We start from the raw sequence: 15507 nt of genomic DNA on the forward strand, positions 1-15507 counted from the left end.
TCACTAAGCATTGTGTGTTCAATTAATAATTATAAAGTTTTAACCAAATGACTGTCTGCCTCTACCTATACTTAAATTAATTCGGAGATGTATCATGGGGTTCCGCTCGCGGTTGTTAGGTGTGTCCTTTTTCGCAAGCTGTGTAAGTTGCGCTTTTGCTGTGGAGCAGTCTGATGCTAATGGGGTTGTAGAGGGCGGCAAGTTAGATGTTCTTCTGCGGAATACCTATTGGAACAGAGACTATAATCGTGGCGTGTATGATCGAAATACATGGGCTCAAGGCGTCATCGGGCATTACGAGTCGGGTTTTACCAAAGGCTTGGTTGGTGTGGGGTTGGATGCCTTCGGGCTGTTAGGTGTTCGCTTGGATGGTGGGCAGCCGGATATGTTCCCAGGCGAGCGCAAACACTGGGCTGATGATACTTCGCAGTTTGGCGTGGCGGTGAAACTCAATATCTCTAAAACGACGCTGAGTCTTGGCGATCAGATGCCAGCTTTGCCAGTACTTAACTATGGTGACTCGCGTTTGCTGCCGCAAAGTTTTAGTGGCGTTTTATTGACGAGTCGAGAAGTCGATAGGTTGGAGGTGAACGCAGGTCGCTTTACTGCCGAAAGCTCAATGCAGTCTGGCGCACGCGACAGTGCCCGACTGAAGTCGATCAATGTGCTGGGTGCAAGTTATCAGGCTTCGGACAGTCTGAGCGGCGCTGTTTATATCTCCGATGTCGAGGATGTGTATAAAAAGAGCTATGTCAATGTTAACTATACGTTGCACCTGTCGGCACAGGATGCGTTAAATTTTGACCTCAATTGGTACAGTACTAAATATGCTAACGATACCGTCTCCGATAGATTTTTTGCACAGGGTATCCAAGGAGATAGCAACAACATTTGGAGTCTGGCCACCAAGTACATGCACAACGGGCACACGTTTTCGTTGTCCTACGAGCAGAGTAGTGGTGACGTTGGATATGCATACGATTTGGGTGATGGCGGCAGTACCATCTATTTGGCGAACGGTTATTACGCCGATTTTAGCCAGAAGGATGAAAAATCAATTCAGGCCTATCATGAATGGGATTTCGCCGCCGATGGTGTACCTGGGCTGACATGGAGAATCGCTTATATATACGGATACGATATTGATGCCGGCGCCGGAGGGGAAGCGCGAGAAAGCGAGTTTTTCAATCAAGTCAAATACACCATTCAGAGCGGCGCAGCTAAAGATTTGTCCTTCAAAGCGCGTAACTCGGTTTATCGGAATACGCGCAACGACTCGGGCTATAGTGTCGAACTCAATGAATGGCGACTGTATGTCGAATACCCTATAAGTATATTCTGACAAGTGCGCCCGCCACCTAGGAAAAGGCCTAGGTGCGGGTGGCGTTTGGGCCAGGAGCTTTGGTTGCCGGGATCATAACCAGCGTGAGAATGACGATCAGTGCAAGTCCCAGCATTACACAGCTGCCGATGAACGCTGCTGAGATACCAGATGAAATGGCAGTTGCGCCGACATTCGATGCCGCCCCGTGGGCGAATACTACGCTAAGAATCCCCAGCCCGAGCGAACCGCCCAACTGGTGTGCGACATTGACCAACCCGGATGCCGCGCCGGCATCGCGGGGGGGCACATCGGCCATGCCTGCAGCAGTCAACGGACTAAGGCTGGCACCTTGGCCCACGCCAATCAAAACCATGGGCAGCGCAATATCCACTAAATAGTGGCTGTGGATTGTGACGCGACTGAGCCAAATCATACCGACCATTGCGAACGAGACCCCTCCAGCCAACAGCCTGAAGTTTCCGAAACGTTTGGTCAGAAACGGAACGGTTAACGCAACGGCCAGTGTCATAAGCGTTGTAGGGAGAAACGCCAAACCCGCTTTACTGGCACTGAAGCCCAGGACCTCTTGAAGGTACTGAGTTGTGAAAAACCAGAACCCGATCAACCCACCCAAAAACAGCATCCGAGCTGCATAGGCGCCAGCGCGAATCCGATGAGTGAAAAGATGCAGAGGCAAGATAGGCTGCTCAGCCCGGGCTTCATGGGCAATAAACATTGCCAGCGATGTCAGGCCGCCGAATATGGCGCCCAGGGTGATCGGGTCTGTCCAGCCAAGCGTGGTTGACTCAACGATCCCGAATACCAGCGCGGTCATACCTAATGTTGAGAGAACAGCGCCCGAAAGATCGAATTTACCGGCATGCAGAGGGGGTTCACTGAGGTAGCGGCGGGCTCCCAGTATCAACGTAACCCCAATGGGTAAATTGATCAGAAAGCCCGCGCGCCACGACAGCCATTGGGTCAACAACCCACCGAGTAATAGACCGACACTGGCACCTATTCCAGCTGCAGCACCGTAGTAGGAAATCGCACGCGTACGCTGGTTTCCTTCTGGAAAGTTGCTCAGTAATAAGGCCAGAGTTGACGGTGCCAGGATAGCTGCTCCGATGCCTTGTAACGTACGAGCGGATAACAACAATTCTGCACTTTGTGCTAATGCAACAAATAAAGAGGCTGCGGTGAAAACCCCTAGGCCGCAAATGAACATGCGGCGTCGGCCGAGGATATCTCCCATGCGCGCCCCCAATAGCAACAAGCCACCGAAAGCCAAGGTATAGGCATTTTGCACCCACGATAGTCCGATCATGGACATCTCGAACGTTTGCCGCAGCTGGGGCAGGGCAGTGATGACAATGGATATATCCAGCACGATCATTAAGTAGCTGCACAGGATGATTATGAGTACAGCAATTTGCCGTGCAGTGAGGTTGGCGTCGGCGCAAGTGCACATAGAAATTCAGTTTCTCGGTTATCGATGTTCGATGCAAAAGCTGGTGCTCAGCACTGTCACCAGTACTGTACTAACCTGTGCGGCGAGCCAGTTGAAGAAATGAGCGTGTGGGTCTGAGAGTTGCATATTGCGCGTCAGGCGCCGGTTTATCGCACCGAGGAGTTCGGCATCAATGGGTTTGCGTGCTGATACCTACCGTTAAATCATACGAGATTAATCTCGTTTTGATTAGTCTGCCTGAGGCGATGAAACCACTGAATGGGGTTCATGAATCAACATTGATATGAGAGCGTTCGCACCGGCGATTTACATCCATTCTTGGCGTGGTTCAGGGGCGATACGCAACACGTGGCGGGCGTTGATACGCGACCCAAGGCATACGTTCTGGATTGATGAGTGTGTTTCAAAGGTCTTTGCCGATTTAGGGGCTAACTCCATCAGCACCTGACCGATAGAGTGATCAGCACCTCAACCGTTGAGTGACGTGGGTATTTAAAAGACACGGCCATATATCACTCGATTGCGCTGCTTGCCCCAAAGATCATGGAGTTTCCTATGCTGACTGTTACCCCAAACGGCTCGCAACCTTCAGTGAAAGGCCCGGCTGATTATTTCACGGGTACCGTGCGCGTTGACGCACCATTCAAAGGCACTGAACCGGCCAGGATCAGTGGTGCCACAGTCACCTTCGAACCGGGGGCTAGGACAGCGTGGCACACACATCCACTGGGGCAGATGCTACTGGTTACCGCAGGTTGCGGCTGGGTTCAAGAGTGGAAGAAACCGGTGCGTACTATCATGCCCGGAGACACCGTTTGGATTGCTCCCAACGTAAAGCATTGGCACGGCGCGACCGCGACTACCAGCATGAGTCACATCGCAATTGCCGAAGTGCTAGACGGCGAAGTTGTGGATTGGATGGAGCAGGTCAGCGAACTCGAATATGCCAGCGCTCAGTAACTGCCTGGTTTGGAACAGTCGTTAAACGGGTAGCTTTTTTAGCGTCTGCGGTAATTTGTCTAGTGCGATCCTCGGTGCCGGCCGCGCTGCCAGCCACGACTTTCAAGAGGTGTGGGCCGAAATTCAATACTGGGTGATCGCATCAGCGAGCAGGCGATAGCTCTCCAGACGGTCGCTGAATCGGTATGTGACTGTAACGACACCGACCTCTTCGCAGCCAAACTCGTTGGCCAGCGCATGTATCACGTCCCGGCAGGTCTCTGGGGAGCCAACCACCATATCGTCTAGCGTCATATCGTACTTGGTGCGATCGCTTGGATTCATCTGTACATACCGCTCGCGTACTTGCTCGGGACTTAGCAAGGGCTCGCGGGGGCCACAGCCGGACATCATTTTGCGATAGGCAGCGGTACTGGCGATCAACCGTGCTTGGTCATCGGTTTGCGCACACACGACCGCCAGCGCCAACAAGCGTTGCGCCTTGGTGCGGTGGCCGGACTTTTCGAGCGCTAGGGTGTGGTGGCCGAAAATTGCGGGGGAGCAGGACCGAGGCGCAATAAACCTGGCCAGCGCCAGCCCCATGCCCAGCCGCCCGGCCAACGCTGAGCTACCCCCACCGGAACCAAGCATCCATAGGGACGGTAAAGCTTCTGCTGGGACAGGCTGCTGCAACGCAGCGTATGGGTGAGCGTTAGGCAGATTTCCTCTGAGAAAGGCACAAAGTTCAGCGGCCTGTCGCGGAAAGTGATCCGTGTGCGACATTTCAGCCGGTTCCGCGAGCGCCATTGAGGTCAGCTGGCTACCTCCAGGGGCTCGCCCTATGCCCAAGTCTATTCGGCCAGGAAAAAGGCTGCCCAATAGCGCGAAACTTTCGGCCACTTTGTAGGGACTGTAATGGGTCAGCATCACGCCACCGCTGCCTACGCGCATGCGCTGCGTCGCGCTGGCAATACGCGTCAGTAGGATTTCGGGCGCGGGGCCGGCGAACTGAATGCTGTTGTGGTGTTCGGCCAACCAATATCGGTGGTAGCCATATCCTTCGCATGCCAGCGCTAGGTCAACAGACGACTGCGCCGCTTTGGCATACGGGCGATCGCCGTGTATGGGTGTTTGATCAATAACGGTGAGCCGCAGATGCACAGAGGTCTCCAAGACAAAAGGCCCGGTCGGAGCCGGGCCATCAGTTAGACAATCAGCTCGCTTGATGGGCGGCTCAGTAGCGAATCATCACCGACTTCAATTCGGTGTAATCATCGATGAACGCCGAGCCGAATTCGCGGCCGATACCCGACGACTTCACCCCACCGAATGGCACGGCAGGGTCGAGCATCGTGTGCATGTTGACCCATACGGTGCCTGCCTCAATTTCTGGAACCAAGCGCAACGCCTTGGACAAATCATTGGTCCACAGACTCGCGCTGAGTCCGTAAGAAGTATTGTTCATCAACTGCAGCAGTTCTTCTTCGGTATCGTAGGGAAAGAATGTCGCGATTGGGCCGAAAGTCTCTTCATTGAGCAACGTATCATTGACCGAATTGGCCAAGATGATCGTAGGTTCTACATAGCAACCTGGCCCATCAATAATCTTGCCTCCGTAAACGATACTGCTTTTCTCAGATCTGGCAGTCTCAAAGAAGCGCGCCAGCTTCTGCTGATGCTGCTTGTTCGTCACCGGGCCAAACTGTGTCGACTCGTCCAGCGGCGATCCAATTTTCAGCGAACCAAGGCGCTGAGCGAGCTTCTCCATGATCGGCTCGATCTGTGAACGATGCGCAAAAAAACGCTCTGCGGCAGCGCAGATCTGGCCAGAGTGCAGAAAGCCTGCTTCGATGATCCCATCGGCGGCCTTGTCCATGTCCACGTCGCGCAAAAAGCCTACCGAGTTTTTCCCTCCCAGCTCCAGTGTCGCTCTGGTCAGTTTGGCGTTCATTGCGCCTTTGCCGACAGCGATGCCCGTCGGTACGGAGCCCGTAAACGAGACCTTGTCCGTACCAGGATGCTCGATCAGTGCTCGGCCGACCGCTCCACTGCCCGTTAACACATTCAGGGCGCCCTGCGGCAATCCGGCCTCAGTGGCCAGTTCGGCAATGCGCAAGATGGTCAGAGGCGTGAACTCACTGGGTTTGATGATGACGCTACAACCGGTTGTGAGCGCCGAGGCCAGTTTCCAGATGGCGATCATGGTCGAGAAATTCCACGGCACGATTCCGACCACCACTCCTACCGGCTCGCGAAGTGTGAACGCTGTATAGCGCTCGCCAGCGAAAGAGGGCAGAGACGGTGTGATGGTCTCTCCGGTGATCTTGGTCGCCCAGCCAGCGTAGTAGCGCAGGAAGTGCGCCGCCTGATCCACTTCGAAGGCACGGGAGATCTGGATGATCTTGCCAGACTGGCAGGTTTCGATCTGGGCCAACTCCTCACGGTTGCGTTCCAGCAAATCGGCCAACTTTAACAGGACAACCGCTCTCGCGGCTGGGCTGGTCTTCGACCAGACTTTAAACCCTTGATTGGCGCTCGCTACCGCGTGATCGATGTCCGCCTGCGCAGCATCGCTGACATGCGAAATAGCTTCACCGTTGGCAGGATTGATTACCTTAATTTTGTTAGAAGTAGTGCTGGCGACATAGCCGCCATCAATATACAAACCGTGGTCGCGTGCTAAAAAGTCGCTGACGACGGGAAGTAGGGAAATATCGCTCATAGTTACAAGCTCCTCAACATACGGGTGGCCGGTTGGTAGGGCGGGGCATGACGGCGACGTTACTCCGTGACAAGCGCTCGTTCTTGACTGAGGCTGTCAGTGACATGACTGTGGCTGCCACGAAATTCGTGTGTCACGCCGGCAGCGGTAATCGAGCTTTCGCGTCAGCGAGTGATTTCGCCGACGGGGTGTTGAGCAAAAGATCGACCGCTCGTTCGGCCACTGCAATGGTGGGGGCGTTGGTATTGCCACTTGGAATCAGTGGAAATATCGAGCAATCGATGACACGCAAGTTGTTTATTCCGTGCACCCGCAACGAGAGGTCAACAACTGATGTAAGCGGGTCTTGTCCCATGCGGCAACTGCCGACTGGGTGGTAAACCGTCTTGCATGTCTTGCGGACGAACTCTTCGAGCCGAGCATCGTCATCGAGCGCTTCGTGCTGACTACTTTGATTTGGGGAGAAAATCGATTTTATTTGGCGTCGTAGTGATGGGGCCTGTAACAGTTTCAAGCCTGCTTTGACGGCTCTGACCTGACCGGCAACATCGTCGGGATGGTGAAGAAGGTTGCCTTCAATAATGGGTAAGTCTCTGGGGTCGGTGCTACGCAACAATACCCGCCCGCGCGATTTGGGCTGCAGATGGCCAACTTTCAGGGTGATGCCGTGTGTCTGTCCTTTACCAAGGCCGTCAGGATCGTCCCAGGTATCCAATACAGGCAAGAAATGTACTTGAACATCCGGCCGGCCGCTGCCGGTGGTGTCGATAAAGGCAGCTCCTTCGAGAATATTAGAGGTGACCACCCCGGACTTGAACGCTAGCCACTGCACGCCGTTTAGGATTGCCTTGAGACCTTTGTCCTGGCCGTAAAGCGAGCTAGGTCGTTTAAGGCTTGCGTTGATCGACAAGTGCAAATGATCGTGAAGGTTCTGCCCCACTGGAAGATCAGCCACTACCTTGATCCCCAACGCGTTTAAATGTACCGCCGGGCCGATTCCGGACAGCATCAGCACCTTTGGCGAGCCGTTGGCCCCGCTGCTGACAATCACTTCGCGGCGCGCATAGGCGATGAGTTCCGTGCCATCGTTGACGCTGAAGGCAACCCCTGTCGCGGCGGCGTCTTCGATTAACACGCGGTGCACCAATGCATTGGTGATCACCTGCAGATTCGGGTTGTCACGAACCGACTTCAAATACGCTTGCGCAGTGCTGGCGCGAGAGCCATTACGTGTCGTGGTCTGGTAATAACCCACCCCTTCCTGGCTCGCGCCGTTGAAATCGTTGACATAGGGAAGCCCCATCTCCTGTCCGGCGCGAACGAAAGCCATTGAAAGCGGGTGACGGTAACGGTTTTCGCTGACTGGTAACGGCCCCTTACTGCCATGGAACACATCACTCAGACTTTCATTACCCTCCGCTTTTTTGAACCAAGGCAGCAAATCATCGTAGCCCCAGCCGTGGCAGCCATAATCGGTTGCCCATGCGTCATAGTCTTGCCGCTGGCCGCGTATATAAATCATGCCGTTTACCGAACTGCTACCTCCCAGAATCTTTCCTTGGGCGATTGTCATTCGGCGGTTAGCGGTTTGCGGATCGGGTTCAGTGGTGTAATCCCAGGTCTTGGTCGGAATTACTTTTGCGACACCAGCGGGCATGCGAACGAACAAGTTTTCGTCTGAGCCACCAGCTTCCAACAGGAGTACTTTGGCGTCGGTAGCCTGCATGAGCCGGGCTGCGATCACGCAACCCGCAGATCCCGCACCGACAATGATGTAGTCGTAAGTGTTGTTGCTCATCTTCACTCCTCAGCATTGAATACGGGCCTTCACACCCTGGAAATATCCGGCGTGGACCGCTGAAGTGTGAGGGAATATTAATGGTGCGACGTAATGGCGCAGGGGGGTATGTGTTTTACCCGTGTTCAATTGCACTTTTCGGGAGGTTTTGCCTTCCCTTCAGGAGCGTTAGGTTAAGCGGCAACCATCGCCTTAAACGATGGCGCCAGCGTATTAATCAGTTTGTTCCCCCAATAATCAAATGATCGACCTTAAGTGTCGGCTGCCCGACACATACGGGCACGCTTTGGCCGAGCTTCCCGCAAGTTGCTCCCCCGTTGTCGAGTGCCAGATCATTGCCCACCATGCTGATCAACCGCATGGTTTGAGGACCGCTACCGGTGAGTGTTACTCCCTTTACCGGCCGCGTGATTTTTCCATCTTCAATCAAATACGCCAATTCACTTTCAAAGGTGAACTGACCGCTGGCAATATCCACCTCGCCACTGCCTAGATCGGCCAAATACAATCCTCGTTTGACACTGCTGATGATCTCCTCCGGACAATATTCACCTGCAAGCATGTAGGTGTTTGTCATACGAGGCATGGGCAGTTGCGAATAGGATTCACGGCGTCCATTGCCGGTACTCTGTTGTTTCATTAGGCGGGCGCTCAGGCTGTCGTGCATGTAACCCGCCAAAACACCACCCTCTATCAACATCGTGCGCTGCCCGGGTTCACCCTCATCGTCAATATGTAAAGAACCACGCTTTCCTGGCAACGTGGCATCGTCAACGATGTTCACACCCGGTGCGGCAATCCGTTCACCCACTTTGCCTGAATATATCGAGGTGCCCATTCGGGCAAAGTCACCCTCGAAACCATGGCCCATAGCTTCATGGAGCAGCATTCCCGGCCAGCCAGGGCCGATTACCACAGGCATAGTACCCGTGGGGGCGGCCTCAGCGTCCAGATTTATAAGAGCCGATTGCACGACTTTACGGACTTCTTCATCCACGCGTGCGTCACTGAACAGACTGAAGTCCGACCGACCACCGAGACGACCCGAGCCGCTCTCTATGCGTCCGTTCTGTTTAACGAATACCCGCAATTGCAGTACGAGCATGGGGCGCACATCCGTCGATAACCGACCGTCATGGCGCATGATCATCACGATCGAATGCGTTAGCTCCAGATAAGCCATTACCTGGAATACTCTGGGGTCGAGCGCGCGTGCCTTGCTATCCAACGATTGGAGAAGGGCTATTTTTTCCGCTACGGCACATGCTTGCAGCGGATCATCAGATGCGTAAAGACCTGTGCAGTTGACTGGCTTCCCGTCCAGCTTGATAGTCGCGTTTCCATAGCTGGCAACGGTACGAACCGAGTGTGCTGCCTCTGTCAGTTGCTTGCGATTGATATGCTGGGAGTAAGCCAGTGCAGTTTCGTCCATGTTCAAAGCGCGCAAACCAAAGCCCTGATCGACTGAAAACTCTCCGGATTTGACCACGCCGTTTTCCATCGACCAATATTCCTGGCGGGTCGATTGCAAGTAAAGATCGGCGTAATCGATTTGATGCTTGTGCACGCTTTTGAATACATTCTGCAAGTCGGAAATATCCAGCCCGTTGGGCACCAGCAGGGTCTCATTGGCAATAGTAAAGTGCGTCAGTTCATGTGATGACATAAGTGTTTTCCCATGGGGTTACTGGCCGGAGATCTGCATCTGGTCAATCAATACCGAGCCAGCACAGAAGGGGCCCTGAGTAATCAAGTCGCTACCCACAGCGACAATTCCGTGCAGCATCTGTTTGAGATTGCCCGCAATAGTGGCGCCGGTGACTGCATACTGAATTTGGCCGTTTTCGACCCAGAAACCTCGGACACCTCGGGAGTAATCACCGGAAAATAAACGTACGCCATTACCTGCCAGGCTGGTGACGAACAGACCCGTCCCGAGTTTGCGCAGCATTGCAGTCAGGTCATCTGTTGGATGGGTGAGACTGCTGCGCCATAGCAGATTGCCTGGACCGGATCCGTTACCCGTAGGGGCTGAATTCAACCGGCGAGCACCATATAGAGAAAGGAGGTATCCCCTGAGTACGCCGTCCTCAACAAGGTATCGCTGTTGTGGTGCGATACCGTCGTTGTCGAAGGAAAAGCTGGCGGTTCCTTTCGCTATAAAGGGGTCCTCATAGACACTCAAATGTTCTGGCATGACGGCCTTACCCAGCTGATCTTTCAAAAAGCTGCTGTCGGTATACAGCGCGTCACTACTGATGGCCTGTGTGAGATGATCCAACAAACTAATGGCGCTCAGCGGATCAAATAAAATCGCGCTACGCCGGCTACCAAGAGGGCGTTGGTCGAGGTAAGCACCAGCACCTAAGCCGGCTTTTCTGCCAATGTCCTCAGCTGACGGCAGTTGTGTCGGATCTGTGGCGGACTCAGACCAGTAATCCAGTTCACTGTGGGTGTCGTTTCGTGCCAGCGCCATTGCACTCAAACTGTGGAGTGTCTTAGCAACCCCATGACTAAAACCTTCGCTGGTTGCGATCAGTTGGAAAGAGTGATTGCTGCTTACCCAGGCACCTTCGCTTTGGACGCAGCCCCCTATACTGGTCAGTCCTGACTCTATGCGTTGGGCAATCGATACGGCCTGGTCTTCTCGCAGATCCCATCGATGGAATAAATCCAGGTCACGCGGCGCATCGCACAAAAGCTCAGCGCTGGCCAGACCTGCAGCAGGATCTTCGTCGGTGTAGCGAGCAATTGCACAAGCGGCCTTGACCGACTCTTCGAGTGCATCAAACCCCAAGTTGGTCGAAAAGACCGAACCTTGTTTGTTGCCATTGAACACTGTTAGCGAGAAGCGGCTATGTGTCTCTCTGACTCGAGAAAGTACACGGTTTTGACGCAACTGCAGCGACAGCCCCTTGCTCTGTGAAACGCTGACCTGAGCTTGGCTCGCTCCGTGCTCCCGAGCCAACGTGAGGACTTGTTCAGCCAGCGCCGCAAGATGCTCGGGGGTATAAGAAAACACATCTGTCATGACAACACTCCGATACGTTTAGCCTAGATTGAGGTGCGGGGCGCTGTTCAGAATGCGTACCAAGTGCTCGCGCATGCAGTCCTGAATGGGTCTCAGGCTTTGAGTTTGGTCGCCGAAAAAAGCTGCACCTTTGATTTGGTATGCCTCGTTTTGGCTGCTCCATAACTCATTGAAGACGCGATACTCTTCGTCAGTGAAGGTGCCAGATGGGGTTCGTTGTTCTTGCTCTGTGAGCCAATTAAAGCGACGTTCTTCACCCTGACGATCCTCGAAAGACCAGCCGCAACAGTGCTGGGCTATGGGAAATAGAAGATCACTGGCGAGTATGAAAATATGCGTCCAGGCATCGGTATCACTTACATGTGGAGGCGGCGACACCGCGTGTATGAGTTTGGCCACTTCGGCGACCGCTGGGTCTTGTGTGGCCGATAGTTGGTTCAATCGAGCGACCAGGTTGATGTAATTCTGTTCGATGGACGGACTTGATCCGAGTTGGTGTTTAACCAGGCTTAACCACTCCTTGCGCAAACCTTCAAGTGATGGTGAAAGGCTAAGCAGGCCTGCCCAGTCGAATGTAGTCTCGTGTAAAAAGGACTCGATCAGTTTGAGTGGAACAAAACTTAAATTTTTACCTGGTTTCAAGTGATCAGAGAGTTGCTGAATATCCTCTGGCCGGTAGGGGCCGACGAAATCCAGCGCCCATGCAAGGGCTGTTGGTAAACCTGTAATACGCTCGAAAATCAACGGGTCCGCAGCGTGAACCATCGCCGCACTGGGTGTGCCGACGCCGTTTTCCCAAAACGGTTCAGGGCTGGCTCGCAATTCTAATCGTCGTGCATGGGTCTTTAATCGATCGAATAGAAACTGCTTGAGTTGTAGGTCGCCGTAAAATGCGTCAAATGACGGAGTGTCGACGGCTGGCACACTTGGTTCGATAAACTGAATACCATAGGATGTGAGCCATTCTTTAAGCTGATACAGCGTCTTAGTACCCAGTTCGCGTGCGATTTCTTGTCCGTCTTTAAATACTAACAAGGCCGGAATTCCACGTAAGCCCAGGCGTCTCATCATTTCCGGATACTGTTCGACATCAAGCTTCGCTACTTTCAAATTTATACTCGGCAAGGCGGCTAATTTGTCAATAATCGGCGAAAGTGTTTTGCAGGGCGCGCACCAAGGTGCCCAGAGGTCGAGCAAAACCACGTCAAGGGCTTCATATATTTCTTGTTTGAAGTTTTCTTCGGTGATTGTAACTATTGACGGCATGATAATTCCTTATCAATTCAGGTCGAGGGTGTGAGAGTGGAATCGCGCCAGAGACTCGTGGTGAGCGACGCTAATGAATGTGCTGTTCGACAACTGCGCAATTAGCGTGGTGTAAATATTAAATTCAGTTTCTCGGTCCATAGCGCTGGTGGCTTCGTCTAGGAAGATATATTCAGGGCGTTGTAGCAAAGCGCGCGCCAGGGCCAGGCGTTGTTGCTCACCTCCCGACAGTGTTTGATTCCAACGTTGATGCACACTCAGGGAGCCGCTCAAGTGAGGCAGGTAACAATCGGTAAGCACCCGACGGCATTCTTCGTCTGCGAATTGGTCCTTGGACTGGGGGTAGCACAACGCTTCTTTTAAGCTACCTGTCGGTATATAGCTCTTTTGAGGAATAAACAGCGAGCGGCGAGAATCGGGTAAATAGAGCCTCCCCGTACCGTAGGGCCATAAGCCTGCGCAGGCGCGCAGCAACGTGCTCTTGCCACTACCTGAACGCCCCGTAATCAGCCAGCGTTGGCCTCGTTCCACGATCCAGCTGTCAAGCTGTACGAGCTTTTCGCCCAAGGGTGTGAATAGCGTGAGTTGTTCACAGCACAGGGCTTGGTGATGGTCGCTTATATATTCTAGTGAACTTTCCTGGCTCTCTACTTTATTAATTGCCCATTGAAAATCACGCAGGCGGTTAGTCAATGCCATCCAATCTGTGAAGCTGATGTATGCCTGAGGGAAAAATGAAAGCGCGCCTGACAACATGCCGTACGCGCCCACAATGGTAATCATGTCGCCATAGGTGATTTTCCCTTCCAGCAAGAGTGGCAAAGCGAGAAGGGTAGGGAGCAAGGTAAATGCGTTGGTGTAGAAATTTTGACCAAACATAACCTTAGAGGTACGCGCCAATAAGATCATGCTGTTAGCCCGGATGCGTGCAAACAGTTCTAAAAGGTGGTGTTTTTCACGTTCACCTCCACGGTAAAACGCGATCTGCTCTGCGTATTCGCGAACTTGCATCCCTTGGTATCTGAAATTTGCCTCGACGGTTTGTCGATGCATATTCAAACCAATCAATGTTTTGCCCAGCCAATGCGACAGCAATATGTTGCCAATGCAGTACAAATAAGCGGCGTAAACCATATATCCTGTCAGGCTGAATGAATACGAAAAAAAATACAGGTTCAGGGAGCCCGCAATCGTCCACAGCAGCAGGGTGTAAGTCACTGTGTTCACGACCACATCGATAACAGCAGTCAAAAGCATCAACGATCGCTCAGTGAACATGCTGATGTCTTCAGCGATACGCTGATCGGCGTTAGTAATAGCACCATCTCGCTCTAAGGCGTAGAAGTGAGCGCTTCGTGTCCAACGCTCTAAGTACATTTGAGTCATCCACGTGCGCCAGCGAATACCTAGATACCCGACGCAGTAAGTACTCACTATTGGCAGAAGCAGGGTTAGTGTGCCGAGCAGGAGACTCCATATAAATAGCGGCTTGGTAGCTTCCCAGTTAAGAGCTATCAGGGCATCGGTTAATTTTCCCTGGATACCATTAAGACTAACAAAGCCATAAGCGCTGGAAAGGCTGATAGAGACAACAACAAAAAGTAGGCCGACTGCACGCCAGCTTTCATTGGATTTCCAAAATGGAAATAACAATTCACCAATAGTCGGTCGATTTGCTTTCGAGTGTATAAGCGTTTCTGACGGCAAGGGGCGGGTGCTCCCATCCACAATGGACGTATAAGGAGTCATAGGTACTTACTCTTCGTGAATCGCAGCTGGAACTCAGGGGCTCGGAGTTGCGTCTGTAACTAAATCTATTCTGGTTAGACCACCTTTTTGAGCGGTGGCCATGACGTGTAGTACCTGTTCATAGCGCACCGACTTGTCGGCGTAAACTCTTAGAATCGGCAGCGGTTGATGGACGGCCGTGACCGCGACCCGTTGTGCCAGTTGTTGCTCGTTCAACGGTTCTTTATTCCAGAGCACGGCTCCATCGGCAGTGATGGATACATCGACAGTTTCGTCTTGGGCCACGATGGCCTGAGCTTCGCCCTTGGGCAGTTCAATCTTCACCGCTTGGTTGATCACAGGAAGGGTAATGATGAAGATGATCAACAGCACAAGCATGACGTCGATCAATGGCGTCATATTGATGTCGTTGACCAGGGCATCTTCACTGTCAAAGGGAGTACCTCGGGACATACTCATCAAGCATTTCCTCCCTGTTTGACTCTCACCAACGTGACCTGGGTATCGCCAGCCGATGGTTCGTTGGCCTGGCCGGGATTGACTCGGGCTCCCGTCAGGAAGAAGGCATGCAGATCATGGGCGAATCGACTTAGTTGATGAACGGCACCTTTGTTATGCCGAGCGATAGCGTTGTAACCGAGTACTGCCGGGATGGCGACGAATAGTCCAAAGGCCGTCATGATCAACGACTCGCCAACCGGCCCAGCGACCTGCGTCAGCGAAGCGTCACCGCTCATCGCAATGACTTTGAGGGCGTGATAGATACCCCACACCGTACCGAACAATCCCACGAAAGGTGCAGTGCTTCCAATAGAGGCGAGAATGGCGAGGCCTGCCTGTAACTTGGTGATATGGTCGTCAAGCACGTCTTTCAGACACCGGGCGAGCCAGTCGCTTAAGTCAAAGCGCTGGTGTAGTTGCGAACTGCGCTGATTCTGGTGTGCATTCGCTGCATGCCCAGCAATGGCAAGCTCCTTGAACGGGTTGTGTTTGTAATGCCCCAGGCTCTCGACACCTTCAACAAACCCACTGGCATGCCAGAAGCACAGTGCGCGCTTTTTCATCCCGGCAAGATGTGAGAGATGAAACGCTTTCACGAGCATGACGCTCCAGGACAAAACCGACATGATTACCAATACGATCGCAATTGATTTGGTCACGTAATCGGCCTGCTGCCAGGCGTAAGCCAATCCTAATTCCTGCATGT

The 15507-nt window shown here is 53.1% G+C and carries 12 protein-coding genes; 2 read left to right on the forward strand and 10 right to left on the reverse strand.

All coding sequences use genetic code 11. The annotated features are described in order from the left end of the window. The first annotated feature begins 94 nt into the window (after positions 1–94). Positions 95–1342 carry an OprD family outer membrane porin gene (locus YA0848_RS02295; protein WP_198731218.1) on the forward strand — a complete coding sequence of 416 codons (1248 nt, stop codon included), beginning with the start codon at positions 95–97 and terminating at the stop codon, positions 1340–1342. Between the two features lie 28 nt (positions 1343–1370). Here the strand turns inward: YA0848_RS02295 and YA0848_RS02300 are convergent, their stop codons facing one another. Next, on the reverse strand, positions 1371–2795 hold the full coding sequence (locus tag YA0848_RS02300) for an MFS transporter (RefSeq protein WP_034097741.1): 1425 nt from the start codon (positions 2793–2795) through the stop codon (positions 1371–1373). Positions 2796–3350: 555 nt separating this feature from the next. On the opposite strand from YA0848_RS02300, the gene YA0848_RS02305 reads away from it, so the two are divergent. Further along, on the forward strand, positions 3351–3755 hold the full coding sequence (locus YA0848_RS02305) for a (R)-mandelonitrile lyase (protein WP_034097743.1): 405 nt from the start codon (positions 3351–3353) through the stop codon (positions 3753–3755). 123 nt (positions 3756–3878) lie between these two features. Here YA0848_RS02305 and YA0848_RS02310 read toward each other — a convergent pair whose 3' ends face one another. From YA0848_RS02310 to YA0848_RS36355, 9 genes are all read right to left on the reverse strand, one after another. Next, positions 3879–4907, reverse strand: a complete 1029-nt coding sequence (locus YA0848_RS02310) for an MsnO8 family LLM class oxidoreductase (RefSeq protein WP_198712526.1) — start codon at positions 4905–4907, stop codon at positions 3879–3881. Positions 4908–4968: 61 nt separating this feature from the next. Then, positions 4969–6456, reverse strand: a complete 1488-nt coding sequence (locus tag YA0848_RS02315; RefSeq protein WP_034097747.1) for an aldehyde dehydrogenase family protein — start codon at positions 6454–6456, stop codon at positions 4969–4971. Between the two features lie 133 nt (positions 6457–6589). Continuing rightward, positions 6590–8254, reverse strand: a complete 1665-nt coding sequence (locus YA0848_RS02320) for a GMC family oxidoreductase (RefSeq protein WP_198712525.1) — start codon at positions 8252–8254, stop codon at positions 6590–6592. A gap of 217 nt (positions 8255–8471) precedes the next feature. Further along, positions 8472–9920: a metalloprotease TldD gene (gene tldD / locus YA0848_RS02325; RefSeq protein ID WP_034097749.1), complete on the reverse strand. Its 1449-nt coding sequence runs from the start codon at positions 9918–9920 to the stop codon at positions 8472–8474. Between the two features lie 18 nt (positions 9921–9938). Further along, positions 9939–11285 (reverse strand): TldD/PmbA family protein, encoded by a 1347-nt coding sequence (locus YA0848_RS02330; RefSeq protein ID WP_034097751.1) that lies wholly within the window; start codon positions 11283–11285, stop codon positions 9939–9941. 18 nt (positions 11286–11303) lie between these two features. Continuing rightward, complete coding sequence (locus tag YA0848_RS02335) at positions 11304–12551, reverse strand: thioredoxin family protein (protein WP_052202206.1); 1248 nt, start codon at positions 12549–12551, stop codon at positions 11304–11306. Positions 12552–12563: 12 nt separating this feature from the next. After that, the gene (locus YA0848_RS02340) at positions 12564–14300 is read right to left on the reverse strand and encodes an ABC transporter ATP-binding protein/permease (protein WP_198712524.1); all 1737 of its coding nucleotides are present in this window, start codon (positions 14298–14300) and stop codon (positions 12564–12566) included. Positions 14301–14333: 33 nt separating this feature from the next. After that, positions 14334–14759 (reverse strand): ExbD/TolR family protein, encoded by a 426-nt coding sequence (locus YA0848_RS02345; protein ID WP_198712523.1) that lies wholly within the window; start codon positions 14757–14759, stop codon positions 14334–14336. Then, positions 14759–15505, reverse strand: a complete 747-nt coding sequence (locus tag YA0848_RS36355; RefSeq protein WP_052202208.1) for a MotA/TolQ/ExbB proton channel family protein — start codon at positions 15503–15505, stop codon at positions 14759–14761. Before YA0848_RS36355 ends, YA0848_RS02345 begins: the two co-directional genes overlap by 1 nt. Positions 15506–15507: the final 2 nt, after the last annotated feature.

Origin of the sequence: Pseudomonas sp. S4_EA_1b (assembly GCF_016307435.1) — a bacterium.
Taxonomy (GTDB): domain Bacteria; phylum Pseudomonadota; class Gammaproteobacteria; order Pseudomonadales; family Pseudomonadaceae; genus Aquipseudomonas; species Aquipseudomonas rhodesiae.

Excerpts from the sequence above, each read along its gene's own strand:
- YA0848_RS02335 (WP_052202206.1), bottom strand. The coding sequence starts at position 12,551 with ATGCCGTCAATAGTTACAATCACCGAAGAAAACTTCAAACAAGAAATA.
- YA0848_RS02295 (WP_198731218.1), top strand. The coding sequence starts at position 95 with ATGGGGTTCCGCTCGCGGTTGTTAGGTGTGTCCTTTTTCGCAAGCTGT.
- YA0848_RS02340 (WP_198712524.1), bottom strand. The coding sequence starts at position 14,300 with ATGACTCCTTATACGTCCATTGTGGATGGGAGCACCCGCCCCTTGCCG.
- YA0848_RS02315 (WP_034097747.1), bottom strand. The coding sequence starts at position 6,456 with ATGAGCGATATTTCCCTACTTCCCGTCGTCAGCGACTTTTTAGCACGC.
- tldD (WP_034097749.1), bottom strand. The coding sequence starts at position 9,920 with ATGTCATCACATGAACTGACGCACTTTACTATTGCCAATGAGACCCTG.
- YA0848_RS02305 (WP_034097743.1), top strand. The coding sequence starts at position 3,351 with ATGCTGACTGTTACCCCAAACGGCTCGCAACCTTCAGTGAAAGGCCCG.
- YA0848_RS36355 (WP_052202208.1), bottom strand. The coding sequence starts at position 15,505 with ATGCAGGAATTAGGATTGGCTTACGCCTGGCAGCAGGCCGATTACGTG.
- YA0848_RS02330 (WP_034097751.1), bottom strand. The coding sequence starts at position 11,285 with ATGACAGATGTGTTTTCTTATACCCCCGAGCATCTTGCGGCGCTGGCT.
- YA0848_RS02320 (WP_198712525.1), bottom strand. The coding sequence starts at position 8,254 with ATGAGCAACAACACTTACGACTACATCATTGTCGGTGCGGGATCTGCG.
- YA0848_RS02345 (WP_198712523.1), bottom strand. The coding sequence starts at position 14,759 with ATGAGTATGTCCCGAGGTACTCCCTTTGACAGTGAAGATGCCCTGGTC.
- YA0848_RS02300 (WP_034097741.1), bottom strand. The coding sequence starts at position 2,795 with ATGTGCACTTGCGCCGACGCCAACCTCACTGCACGGCAAATTGCTGTA.